The 11,607-nt window shown below is 74.4% G+C and carries 13 protein-coding genes; 5 read left to right on the top strand and 8 right to left on the bottom strand.

Annotated elements, in window-relative coordinates:
• Both CKO43_RS09020 and CKO43_RS09015 read right to left on the bottom strand, forming a co-directional pair.
• Nucleotides 1–985, bottom strand: a 985-nt coding sequence (locus CKO43_RS09020) for a phosphotransferase (protein ID WP_200378435.1), incomplete at its 3' end; no start/stop codon positions are given.
• A complete protein-coding gene (locus CKO43_RS09015; protein WP_200378434.1) occupies nucleotides 982–1,512 on the bottom strand; it encodes a hypothetical protein in 531 nt (176 codons plus the stop codon). The genes CKO43_RS09015 and CKO43_RS09020, both read right to left, overlap by 4 nt.
• A 145-nt stretch (nucleotides 1,513–1,657) precedes the next feature.
• Between CKO43_RS09015 and CKO43_RS09010 the strand changes: the two genes are divergently transcribed.
• From CKO43_RS09010 to CKO43_RS08990, 5 genes are all read left to right on the top strand, one after another.
• Nucleotides 1,658–1,930, top strand: coding sequence for a DUF3106 domain-containing protein (locus tag CKO43_RS09010; RefSeq protein WP_200378433.1), 273 nt, complete (start codon nucleotides 1,658–1,660; stop codon nucleotides 1,928–1,930).
• Between the two features lie 72 nt (nucleotides 1,931–2,002).
• Nucleotides 2,003–2,914: a hypothetical protein gene (locus tag CKO43_RS09005; protein WP_242481106.1), complete on the top strand. Its 912-nt coding sequence runs from the start codon at nucleotides 2,003–2,005 to the stop codon at nucleotides 2,912–2,914.
• 103 nt (nucleotides 2,915–3,017) lie between these two features.
• On the top strand, nucleotides 3,018–3,590 hold the full coding sequence (locus CKO43_RS09000; RefSeq protein ID WP_200378431.1) for a Spy/CpxP family protein refolding chaperone: 573 nt from the start codon (nucleotides 3,018–3,020) through the stop codon (nucleotides 3,588–3,590).
• Nucleotides 3,591–3,692: 102 nt separating this feature from the next.
• Nucleotides 3,693–4,400 (top strand): response regulator, encoded by a 708-nt coding sequence (locus CKO43_RS08995; RefSeq protein WP_200228787.1) that lies wholly within the window; start codon nucleotides 3,693–3,695, stop codon nucleotides 4,398–4,400.
• Between the two features lie 52 nt (nucleotides 4,401–4,452).
• Nucleotides 4,453–5,859: a sensor histidine kinase gene (locus tag CKO43_RS08990; RefSeq protein ID WP_200378430.1), complete on the top strand. Its 1,407-nt coding sequence runs from the start codon at nucleotides 4,453–4,455 to the stop codon at nucleotides 5,857–5,859.
• Nucleotides 5,860–6,071: 212 nt separating this feature from the next.
• On the opposite strand, the gene CKO43_RS08985 is transcribed toward CKO43_RS08990, so the two are convergent.
• The 6 genes from CKO43_RS08985 to CKO43_RS08960 form a co-directional block, all read right to left on the bottom strand.
• Nucleotides 6,072–7,562, bottom strand: a complete 1,491-nt coding sequence (locus CKO43_RS08985) for an MATE family efflux transporter (protein ID WP_242481105.1) — start codon at nucleotides 7,560–7,562, stop codon at nucleotides 6,072–6,074.
• 155 nt (nucleotides 7,563–7,717) lie between these two features.
• Nucleotides 7,718–8,140 carry a DUF3717 domain-containing protein gene (locus tag CKO43_RS08980; RefSeq protein ID WP_200378429.1) on the bottom strand — a complete coding sequence of 141 codons (423 nt, stop codon included), beginning with the start codon at nucleotides 8,138–8,140 and terminating at the stop codon, nucleotides 7,718–7,720.
• Nucleotides 8,141–8,295: 155 nt separating this feature from the next.
• A complete protein-coding gene (locus tag CKO43_RS08975; RefSeq protein WP_200378428.1) occupies nucleotides 8,296–8,622 on the bottom strand; it encodes a hypothetical protein in 327 nt (108 codons plus the stop codon).
• Between the two features lie 30 nt (nucleotides 8,623–8,652).
• Nucleotides 8,653–9,537 carry a DMT family transporter gene (locus tag CKO43_RS08970; RefSeq protein ID WP_200378427.1) on the bottom strand — a complete coding sequence of 295 codons (885 nt, stop codon included), beginning with the start codon at nucleotides 9,535–9,537 and terminating at the stop codon, nucleotides 8,653–8,655.
• The gene (locus tag CKO43_RS08965; RefSeq protein ID WP_200378426.1) at nucleotides 9,534–10,031 is read right to left on the bottom strand and encodes a methylated-DNA--[protein]-cysteine S-methyltransferase; all 498 of its coding nucleotides are present in this window, start codon (nucleotides 10,029–10,031) and stop codon (nucleotides 9,534–9,536) included. Before CKO43_RS08965 ends, CKO43_RS08970 begins: the two co-directional genes overlap by 4 nt.
• A complete protein-coding gene (locus tag CKO43_RS08960; RefSeq protein WP_200378425.1) occupies nucleotides 10,028–11,482 on the bottom strand; it encodes a DNA-3-methyladenine glycosylase 2 in 1,455 nt (484 codons plus the stop codon). Before CKO43_RS08960 ends, CKO43_RS08965 begins: the two co-directional genes overlap by 4 nt.
• Nucleotides 11,483–11,607: the final 125 nt, after the last annotated feature.

Below are 11,607 nucleotides of genomic sequence, written 5' to 3'. Positions count from 1 at the left end.
GATAACGCTGCGCGTCGGCAGCCGCCTCGGCCGGCGCCCCCGGCTGCGCCGCGCGCAAGGCCGCCACCTTGGCGCGCACCAGCGCCCGGTGCACCAGGTAGTAGCGCAGCACTCGCGCCGCCTCGTAGTCGCCGCTGGCGGCCATCCAGCCGTCGACGAAACGCTGCGCCAGCGCCGGCAGGCCGTGGGCGTGCAGGTCCATCGCCATGAAGGCGACCTCGCTGGCGACGTCGATCCGGCGGAAGTCCTCGTTGAACTCGATGCAGTCGAAGATCGTCGTGCGGCCCTCGATCTCGACGACGTTGCCCAGGTGCAGGTCGCCGTGGCACTCGCGCACGCGGCCCTGGTCCAGGCGCGCCGCGAACACCGGCGCCAGTGCCGCGAAACGCTGTTGCTCCCAGGCGCGCAGGCGCGCGAGCAGGGCGCCGGCCGGGCCGGCCGCCAGCAGCGTGTCGAGCGCGTCCAGGTTCTCGAGCATCGGCGCGCGCACCTGCTGCGGGCCGCCGAAGGCGCCGTCGGCCGGTGCCGCGGCGGCGCTGGCGTGGAAGGGCACGAGCACCGCGACGAGCGCGTCGATCTGCGCCGGGCCGAGTGCTCCGCGGGCGGCGAGCCTGTCCCAGAGCCCGTCCTGGGCGAAGCTGCGCATCTTCAGCACCCAGTCGATCGCCGGGCCCTCGCCCCCCAGCCGCGGCGCCTCGGCCGTGCCCGTCACCGGCAGCACCTCGAGGTACAGCGCCGGCGCCAGGCGCCGGTTCAGGCGCAGTTCCTCGGCGCAGAAGTGGCGGCGCTGCGCGCGGGTGCGGTAGTCCAGGAAGCCGGGCGCGATCGGCTTCTTGAACTTCCAGGCGAAGGCCGGCGTCACGAGCACGCGCGAGGCGTGGGTCTCGAAGGCCTGCACCGGCCCGTCGCCGCCCAGCGCCGCCCCGACCTGCGCGACCAGCCGCGCCTGGGTCTCGTCGTCGAGCTCGGCCGGCGCGGCGTTCATTTCGCGGCCGCGGCGCGCTGCTCGACGAGTTCGGCCGCCATGCGTGCGCCCAGCTGGGCCGGGCGCACGCGTTTCAGGGTCGCCGGACTGAGGTCGAACTGGCGCTCGACCGTCAGCCGTGGTGCGCCGATGCGCAGCGTGCCGCTGCCGTCGTCCTCGAGCGGGTACTCGCGCAGCCGGGCGACCAGCATGTCGGCCTCGGCGTCGGCGAACAGCGTCGTCTCGACCACCCGGCTGCAGCCCTCGGCGCGGGCTCGCGCCAGCATCGCGCGCACGGTGGCACCGACCTCGATCGCCGCCACCGGCGCCACCAGCGGCACGACGGCCTCTCCGCGTTCGCCCAGCGCCTGCGCGACGCGGCTGTTGAAGCTCAGGTTGACGCCGTCCCACTGGCGCGCGCCGGCGCCGTCGTCGGCCGCCACCTGGCGCCCCTGGCCGAAGACGACGGTGCAGTCGGCCGCCGCGCCCGCGGGCAGCAGCGCGGCGAGGCAGGCGAGCGTGAAGGCGGGCAGGGCGGGGCAGGGCATGGGCGCGGCGGATCGAAGTCGGCTCCGAGCCATGCTAGCGCCGCGGACACGTTTCTTTGCGCGCCTGAGGCATGCTGTCGTCAACGGCGCCCGTGCGTGCCGCATTGAAGCGGGCAGTGTCGTCTGTCATCGAAGGAGTTTCGTCATGCACAAATTCATCCCGGCCCTGCTGCTGGCCGTCGCCGCGACGGCCGCCAGCGCCACCTTCGCCCAGGGTGCGACCCCCGAACGGCGCGAAGCGCTGAAGGAGAAGTGGGAGTCGATGACGCCCGAACAGCAGGCCCAGGCGCGCGAGAAGCTGCGCCAGCGCTGGCAGCAGATGACGCCCGAGGAGCGCGAGGCCGCCAAGAAGCGCATGGGCGAACGCCGCGGCGGGGCGCGCGGCCCGGCCGCCGCCTCGGCTCCGGCCGGCAGCTGAATACCCACCGCCGCCGCGCCGCGGCCCTTCGGGTTTGCGGCGCCCGGCGCTGAGGGCACAATGCCGCGTCCCATGCCGAGCCTGCCGACCCGTCTTGCCGCCTGCCTCGTTGGCCTGTCCGTCGCCGGCTGCGCCACGCGTTCCGGCGAAGTGCCGCCCGCGGCCGCCGACCCGGCCGAGTTCGCGCGCTGGGACTGCACGCGCCTGGCCGACGAGAGTGATGCCGTGCAGCAGCGTGCGGCCGAAGTCGCCTACGCCGTCGACGAGATCGCCGGGCGCAACATCGTCGCGCTCGGCGTCAGCGTCAGCATCTTCTGGCCGGCGCTGTTCGCGCTGCGCCCGAACGGCCACGAGGCCCAGGAACTGGCGCAACTCAAGGGGCGCTACGAGGCGCTGCGTACCGTGACCGCCGAACGCGGCTGCCCGACGACGATGGAGCTGTCGCCGGAACGCGCGGCGACGCTGCCGATCGCGCCCGGCGAGCGCCTGGTGTACGAGGAGCGCAGCAGCGCCCGCGGCAACTCGGGCGAATGGTCGCTGCAGGTGATGGCGCTGCGCCGCGACGTCTTCGAGTTCGGCGTCGGCGAGGCCACGCCGCGGCGGCCCTGGCGCCAGGACCGCCTGGGCAACATCGTCGCCGCGCCAGCCGGCGAACTGCAGTGGCAGCGCCTGTTCCGGCGTGACATCGCGCTCGGCGACGTGCTCAGCGGCGAGATCCGCATCTCCGGCGACCCGTACGCACGCGCCCTGGTGCGTGGCCAGGTGGTCGCCACCGGCCGGCAGATGATCGCCGGGCGCGCCTTCGACGTCGCCGTGGTCGAACTCTTCGGCGACGCCGAGAACGGCGAAGTCAGCTCGCGGCTCGAGGGAGCGATCGTCATCGACCGCGTCAGCGGGCTGCTGATCCGGCTCGACCTGAGCAGCGCCACGCCGGGTTTCCGCCTCGAGCGCCGCCTGGTGCGCGTGCAGCCGGCGCGCCCCTGAGCGCGCGGCCGACAAAGTTCTTTACCCGGGCGGCACGGCCCGGATACCGGGTCCGGGCACAGTGAGGGCCATACCGTCACGAACCGAACCAACAGGTGCCGCGATGTCCTCCAAGACCTTCAGTTTCAGCTCGATTCCCTGCAAGACCCTGGTCGCCGCCGTCTTCGTCGCCGGTGCCGCCGCAGCCTCTGCCGCGCCGGCCGGCGCCCCGCCCGCCGGGCCCGCCTGCGCTGCCGGCATGCCGGCCGGCGGCCCGATGGGTGGCCCGTCGATGGGGCCGCTCGGCGGCATGCCGCTGTTCGGCAACCCGCACATGCTGCAGCGCCTGCTCGACGACGTCGACGCGACGACCGCGCAGCGCAAGCAGATCCGCGAGATCGTCGGCTCCGCCTTCGACGACATGGGCAAGCAGCGCGCTGACCAGCGCCGCCTGAGCGAGCAGATGGCCGAGCTCTTCGCCCAGCCCAGCGTCGATGCCAAGGCGGTCGAGGCGCTGCGCCAGCAGATGCTCGCCCAGCACGACAAGGCCAGCCAGCGCATGACGCAGGCGATGCTCGACGCCAGCCATGTGCTGAACGCCGAGCAGCGCAAAGAGATCGCCGAGAGGCTCGCCGAGCGCCGTGAAGCGCTGGCCGACCGGCACGAGCGCGGCCCGGGCGATCGCCCCAGGCGCTGACACGCCGCCCTGCCATCGTTATCCTTTTCCTCCTGTGGCTTTGAAATGAAGCCTTCGCCCCGCGGCTCCGGCCACGGGGCTCTTTTCGTTTGAGAGCGCCCCGTGACGAGCCGTTTGCTGCTGATCGACGACGATTCCCGCCTGACGACGATGGTCGGCGACTACCTGCGCCGCAACGGCTTCGAGGTCGACACCGCGGGTTCGCTGGCCGCCGGCCGCGAGCAGCTGCGGCTGCGCGGCTACGAGGCGTTGCTGCTGGACCTGATGCTGCCCGACGGCGACGGCCTGGACCTCACGCGCGAGTTGCGCTCGGACCCGCGCACACGCCGCCTGCCGCTGTTGATGCTGACCGCGCGCGGCGAGCCGATGGACCGCATCGTCGGCCTGGAGCTCGGCGCTGACGACTACCTGCCCAAGCCTTTCGAGCCGCGCGAGCTGCTGGCGCGCGTGAAGGCGCTGCTGCGCCGCTCCGCGCCCGAGCCCTCCGGCGACGAGGTGCTGCGTTTCGGCCGCCTCGAGGTCGACCTGGGCGCGCGCCAGGCGCGCCTGGACGGTCAGCCCTGCGACCTGACCAGCCACCAGTTCGACCTGCTCGTCGTGCTCGCCCAGAGCCCGGGGCGGGTGCTCTCGCGCGACCAGATCATGGACGCGCTCAAGGGCCATCCGCTGGAGGCCTTCGACCGCAGCATCGACGTGCACATCTCGCGCGTCCGCGCCGTCATCGAGGAAGACCCGAAGAACCCCAAGCGCGTGCTGACGGTGCGCGGCGCGGGCTACGTCTTCGCCAAGAAGCAGGACGCGGACTCGTGAGCGCGCGCCGCGGGTCGACTGCGCGGCCGGCTGCCGCCAGGGTGCTGGGCTGATGCGTTCGCTCTACATCCGCATCTACCTGACGGTGGTGGCGGCGCTGGCGCTGTTCGCGCTGGTGTCGGTCTGGCTGCTGCAGAACCACCTCGATCAGGAGCGCGCGCGCGCCCAGAGCACGCTGCAGGAGCGCGTCGCCGCCTGGGGCGAGCTGCTGCAGCGCTCGCTGCCGGGCGCGCATGCGCCGCCGCAGGTGCAGGCCGAGGCGCTGCGCGAATGGTCGGAGCGCCTGCGCCTGCCGATGGCGCTGGACGACGCCCGCGGCCAGCGCATCGGTGCGTCCGACTCGTTCCAGCGCCGCCAGGGCACGGGCCCCGGCGCCGGGCGCGCCTATCCGATCCGGCTCGCCGACGGCCGCACGCTGTGGGTGCTGCGGCCCTCGCTGATGCGCGGCGGCATGCCGCGGCCCGATGGCGCCGGCGGCGACCCCGGCGGGCCGGGCGACATCGGGCCGGGCGGCCCGGGAGTCGATGGCGGCCAGCCGGGTTTCGGCCCCATGGCGCCGCATTCGCCCTGGCTGCCGCCGGGCCCGGCCTTCGACGGCATCGGCCTGGCGGCGCTGCTGGTCGTGCTGTTCGCGGCGGTCGCGGCCGGGGCCTATCCGGTGGTGCGCCGGCTGACGCGGCGCCTGGAGGCGCTCAAGCGCGGCGTCGAGGCTTTCGGTGCCGGCCATCTGCAGCAGCGTGTGGCCGAGGACGGCCGCGACGAGATCGCCGCGCTCGGCGCCAGCTTCAACCAGGCGGCGGCGCGCATCGAGGTGCTGCTGCGCTCGCACCAGAGCCTGCTCGCCAACGCCAGCCACGAGCTGCGTTCGCCGCTGGCGCGGCTGAAGATGGCGGTGTCGATGGCCGACGAGGCCACGCCCGAGCAGCGCGACGCGCTGCGGCGCGAGATCGACACCAACATCGGTGAACTCGACGCCCTGGTCGAGGAAGTGCTGCTGGCGAGCCGGCTGGACGCCGCGATCACGCTGGACCGGCGCGACCCGGTCGACCTGCTCGCGGTCGCCGCCGAGGAGGCCGCTCGTGTGCAGGCCAGCGCCCAGGGCGAGGACCTGCGCGTCGCCGGCGACGAACGCCTGCTGCGCCGCGCGATCCGCAACCTGCTGGAGAACGCGCGCCGCTATGGCGGCGAGGACGTGCACGCCGAGGTCGCCAGCGCCGGCGACCGCGCCGAGGTGCGGGTTGCCGATCGCGGCCCCGGCGTGCCCGAGGCTTACCGCGAACGCATCTTCGAGCCCTTCTTCCGCCTGCCCGGGCACGCCGAGCGCGAAGGCGGTGTCGGCCTGGGGCTGGCGCTGGTGCGCCAGATCGCCGAGCGCCACGGCGGCAGCGTGCGCTGCACGCCGCGCGAAGGCGGCGGCAGCTGCTTCACGCTGTCGCTGCCGCGCGGGCAGCTGGCCTAGGCGCCGGCGCGGCACAAGCCGGCCGCGGCCAATACCGAGGGATCAGTGAGGTGCCGAGTTCCGGCCGTTCGGCCGAGAACGGATGGGCGCAGGCGCAACCGCGCAACAGCCCTTGTCAGACTGACTGGAGCCTCCCTCACGGAGGGAGGCTGGAGGGAGCCGTCGAACCAGCTGGAGCACCCTCCCGGAGGGGGCTCGGGGGAGCCCTACGTTCAGCCGCCGGCTTGTGAGTCCGGGCGGCGGGAGCCGCCCGGACTCACAAGCCGTTGCCGGCGCATCGTCCAGGCGAGGAAGGCGGTCAGCGCCGCCGCGGTCAGGATCAGGCCCACGGTGGACGCGACCCAGAAGCCGCGGGCGCCGTGCAGCGCCGCCGGCAGCACGCCGGCCGGGTCGAAGGCGAGCAGGTAGCCGCCGCCCAGGCCCACGCCCCAGAGCGCGGTGGCATTGATGACCAGCGGCACGGTGGCGATGCGCCAGGCACGCAGCACGAAGGCGGCCACCGTCTGCATCGCGTCGGCGATGTGGAAGACGGCGACGAAGGCCAGCAGCGGCAGCGCCGCCGCGACCACCGCCGCGTCGCCGGTGTAGAGCCCGACCACCGGCTCGCGCAGCAGGAACAGCAGCCCGCCGTTGAAGGCCGCGAGCCCGGCGCCGATGACGACGCCGTGCCAGCCCAGGCGCCGGGCCGCGCTGGCGTCGAGCGCGCCGATGCGCTGCGCCACCAGCGTCGAGGCGCCGTTGGCGATCGCCAACGGCAGCATGAACAGCAGCGACACCAGGTTGGCCGCGATCTGGTGCCCGGCCACCGGCGTCTCGCCGAGCCGGGCGATGAAGATCGCCATGAAGGTGAAGCCCGAGACCTCGACCAGCACCGCCGCGCCCGACGGCAGCCCCAGGCGCAGCTGGGCCCAGATCGCCGGGCGGTCGGGCGCGTCGAGCACCCGCCCGCCGAGGTGGAAGGCGCCGTAGAACGGGTCGCGGCGCAGCAGCGCATAACCTGCGACGGTCTGTGCCCACATCGCCACCGCGGTGGCGATGCCGCAGCCCAGCACGCCCAGCTCGGGCACGCCCAGCGCCGGCACGCCGAAGACCAGCGCCGTCGACAACGGGATCTTCAGCGCCAGCGCGCCGATCTGCAGCGCCATCACCGCCTTGGGCCGCGAGACCGCGACGTTGAACGCGCGGTAGGCGGTGAACAGCAGCGAGGCCGGCAGTGCCACCGCCAGCGCCAGCAGGTAGCCGCGCACCTTGTCCGCCTGTTCGGGCGTCGCGTTGGCGAGCGCCAGAAAAGGCGTCGGGAAGACCAGCAGCGTGCAGCCGATGGCGGCGAAGAAGAGCGCGATCCAGACCGCCTGGTGCAGCTGGCGCCCGGCGTCGGCGTGGCGGCCGGCACCGAAGAGCTGGCCGACGATGGGCGCCAGCGCCATCACCACGCCCATGAAGCCGACGAAGGTGGTGATGTAGGCGGCGCTGCCGACCGCCAGCGCTGCCAGGTCGGAAGCCGAATGGCGCGCGACGAGCACGGTGTCGACGGTGCTGAAGGCCAGCACCGAGAGCTGGCCTATGAACACCGGCCAGGCCAGCGGCGCGATGCGGCGCGCGCTGTCGGCCAGCCGGGCCGCGCGCCCGGGCGGCGGCGCGGGGTAGGGCGCACCCTCCGGCCTGTCGGCCGGTCCCGCCAGGCGGGATTGAGCCCCGGACAAGTCCTGAGGGCTCGATGGGGCACCCTCCGGCCTGTCGGCCGGTCCCGCCAGGCGGGAATGAGCCCCGGACAAGTCCTGAGGGCTCAATGGCGCACCCTCCGGCCTGTCGGCCGGTCCCGCCAAGCGGGATTGAGCCCCGGACAAGTCCTGAGGGCTCAAGCCGCCCCCCGCAGGGCGGGTGCGGCGCGTTCGGCGTAGCGGTTGAAGCGCCAGGCCGTGGCCTCGGTGCTGATGCGGTGCCAGACGGCGCGTTTTTCCGCCGGCGTCAGCACGGTCCAGTGCTGGACTTCGTCGAAGCTGCGGCCGCAGCCCTTGCAGACCGCGTCGCCCTGGGTCGTCGAGCAGATCGCGATGCAGGGCGCGTCGGGTGTGCTCGCGTACCAGGCGAGCCAGGCGGCGCGGGCCGCCGGTGGCAGGCTGTCTTCGTCGACGCCGGCGGCATGCGCACGCGCCAGCGGGGCGTAGACCTCGGCCAGCGCACGCACCTCGGCACAGGCGGTGACGCCGTCGGCAGAAGGGCAACGCTCGCGCCACCAGTTGATGGCGGCTTCCAGGTCCTCGATGTGCAGGTCGGCCATGCGGTCTCGTCGGGGCAACCGGCGATTGTCCCTGCGATCGGGCTGCCCTGGTGCGCCAGGGGCCGCGGGTTTAGCCCCGTGGCGTGAGATCGCACGCGTGTGCGGCCCCAGCCTGAGTCTCGCGTGCGAGGCCTTGCCGCCTCGCACGTCCCGGTTCAGTGCGGGCGCTTGCGCGCCGCGGTGATCGCGGCGACGGCGGCGAGCTCGGCGTTCAGCGCGTCTTCCAGTGGCGAGCGGCACAGCCCGGCCTGGCTGTAGTGCAGGTTCTCGTACAACTCGGCGGTGGCCGGGGCGATCGCGAGCAGCGCGGCGAGCGAGTCCTCGCCTTCGGCTTCGGTCAGCAACTCCTGCATCTGGCGCACGACGCCGCGGTATTGCTCGGCGCTGGCCGACCGCGGCTGGTTGTCCAGCCGTTCGAGCAATGCGGCCATCGCGGCCAGCGCGTGCAGCCGGGCGGGGAGGCGGATCGTTTCGGTGGGCATGTCCATCACCTGGGGGGCCTGGGCCCGAATTCAAGCCCGCCGTCGCGGCAACACCCCGGTCGCCAGCGCCGTGCCCAGCAGCACCACGACGCAGCCGGCCACCGTCGCCGGCGACAGGCTTTCGCCCAGGAACAGCCAGCCCCACAGCACGGCGAAGGCCGGCACCAGGAAGGTCACCGAGACCGCGTTCGCCGGCCCGGCGTGGGCGACGAGGCGGAAGAACAGCCAGTAGGCGAAGCCGGTGCAGGCAAACGCCAGCACCGCGGCGCCGCCCCAGGCCGCCAGCCCCGGCGTCTGCGCCGGCCACCACCACAGCGCCGGCAGCAGCGTGAAGGCGGCGGCCGCAAGCTGGCTGCCGCCGGCCACCGCCATCGGCGGCACGCCGGCCAGGCGCTTCTTGGTGTAGCTGGCGGCGATGCCGTAACACAGCGTCGCCGCCAGGCACAGCGCGATGCCCAGCGCCGGGCTGACGCCGTGTTCGCCGGGTTTGAGGCTGGCGTTCTGCAGCCCGACGGCGAGCACGCCGCCAAAACCGATCGCCAGCCCGGCGATGCGCGGCCGGCTCAGGCGGTCGCCGAGCCAGCCCCAGGCGATCAGCGCCGCCCACAGCGGCGTCGTCGCGTTGAAGATGGACGACAGCCCGGCGCTCAGCACCAGCGCCGCGACCATGTAGCAGCCGAAGGGCAGGGCCGAGTTCAGCAGCCCGACGACGGCGATCGGCCGCCAGTGGCGGGCGATGGCGCCGGCCTCGCCGCGCAGCGCGGCCAGCGGCACCAGCAGCAGCGCCGCGCCGGCGACACGCACGAAGACCAGCGCCGCCGGGCCGAAGTCGGCCGCGCCCAGGCGCATGAAGAGAAAGGAGCCGCCCCAGAGCGAGGCCAGCAGCAGCAGTTCGGCCAGGTCGCGCCGCGTCATGCCGCGACCCCGCGCTCCAGCGCCAGCAGCGCCTGTTTGCGGTCCAGCCCGCCGGCATAGCCGGTGAGCGCGCCGGCGCTGCCGATCACGCGGTGGCAGGGTACGACGATGGAAACCGGGTTGCGCCCGATCGCGGCGCCGACGGCGCGCAGCGCGCTCGGCCGGCCGATGCGGCGCGCGATCTCGGCGTAGCTCGTCGTCGTGCCGGCGGCCAACAGGCGCAGCGCGTCCCAGACGGCGCGCTGGAAGTCCGTGCCCTCGGCGTCGAGCGCGACCGCGAAGCCGCTGCCTTGGCCCTGGAAGTAGGCGCTCAGTTCCGCCGCGGCCTGCGCCAGATGTGGCTGCTGCGGCGCCAGCGGCAAGTCCAGCGGGCCGGGATGGTGGCGCTGGGCGTCGAACCACAGGCCGGCCAGGCCGGCGGCGCTGGCGGCCAGCGTCACCGGGCCGAGGGGGGTGTCGAGGCGGGCCTGGGCCTCGAGGCGGGGGTCTCTCATCGGGTGTCTCCGTGTCGCCACAAGGCCATCGCGGCGTAGGCGCGCCAGGGCCGCCAGGCCTCGGCGGCGGTTTCGATCTTCCGGTTCTCGCGGGTGCCCAGCGCCTGCGCCAGGCCGGCGTCGCCGACCGGCCAGGCGTCGGGCCAGCCGAGCACACGCAGCGCGATCAGCTGCAGAGTCCAGGGGCCGAAACCCGGCAGTTCGCCGAGCGCGGCCAGCGTCGGCGCCAGCGGCGCGCCGCGTTCGAGCCGGATGCGGCCGGCCGCCACCTCGGTGGCCAGCGCCTGCAGCGCCCGCACGCGCTGGCGCACCAGGCCCAGGCGGCCGAGTTCCTCGGGGTCGGCGGCGGCGAGTGTCGCGGCGTCGGGGAACAGGCGGTCCAGCGCCGGGAACGGTGTCGCCAGCGGCCGGCCCCAGCGTCGCACCAGGCGCGCGGCCAGCGTGTTCGCGGCGGCCACCGTCACCTGCTGGCCGAGCACGATGCGCACCGCGGTCTCGAAGCCGTCGAAGGCGCCCGGCAGGCGCGTGCCGTCGGCAGCGGCGGCCAGGCCGCCTTCCAGCAGCGCGGCGGCGATCGGTGCCGGGTCGCAATCGAGGTCGAAGGTCTCGCGCACGCGGCGCAGCAGCGCGCCCAGCACCGGCGCCAGCGCCGGGGCCGCGAGCAGGTGCAGCTCGTGGCGCTCGGGCACGAAGCGGCAGGCGATCCAGCCGTCCAGCGGCTGGCCGCGCCAGGGCCAGCGCACGGTGCGGCGCCAGACCGGCCCCTCGACCTGCTCGACACCGGCGAGCGCACGCCGCGCGGCGAAGCCGAGCATCGCGGCGACGTCGTAGGGCGGGCGCCAGGCCAGGCGCAGCGCGGTTTCGGCCGGCGCCTGGCCGCCGGCACGGCGCAGCCGGGTCGGCGCCAGCCGGTACTGGCCGGCGAAGGCGGCGTTGAAGCGGCGCAGGCTCTCGAAGCCGCTGGCCAGCGCCACCTGCGCCACCGGCAGCGTGGTGTCGGTGAGCAACTGCTTGGCCAGCAGCAGGCGCTGTGTCGTCAGGTAGTCGCGCGGCGCGACGCCGTGCGCGGCGCCGAAGATGCGGCGCAGATGGCGTTCGCCGACGCCCAGGCGTGCGGCCAGCGCCGGCAGCGCCAGCGGCTCGCCGGCCTGCACCGCGGCTTCGATCGCGCGTGCGGCGGCCGTGGCCAGCGCGTCCGACGAGTCCATCGCCGACAGCCCGGGCGCGATCTCGGGCCGGCACTTCAGGCAGGGGCGGAAGGCAGCGGCCTCGGCCTGCGCCGGGCTGGCGAAGAAGCGGCAGTTCTCGCGCCGCGGCGTGCGCACGCGGCACACCGGGCGGCAGTAGATGCCGGTGCTCGTCACCCCGACGAAAAAACGGCCGTCGAAACGTGCATCACGCGCGGCAAGCGCGAGGTAGGCGGCGTCGGCGTCGGGGAGCATGCAGGCCATGATAGGTGGCGCCCAGGCGCCGACTCGCCGTTTCCGGACATGTCCATCGGGCGCCGATGTCCCAGGTCGGCCGCGGGTTTCGGCGCGGGCTCAGCCTGTGGCAGGAGAAGATCGCGCCCCTCGGC

The organism is Rubrivivax gelatinosus, from assembly GCF_016583785.1.
Classification (GTDB): domain Bacteria; phylum Pseudomonadota; class Gammaproteobacteria; order Burkholderiales; family Burkholderiaceae_C; genus Rubrivivax; species Rubrivivax gelatinosus_B.
The sequence above is the reverse complement of the archived record's forward strand: the minus strand, read 5'-3'. Positions and strand labels throughout refer to the sequence as shown.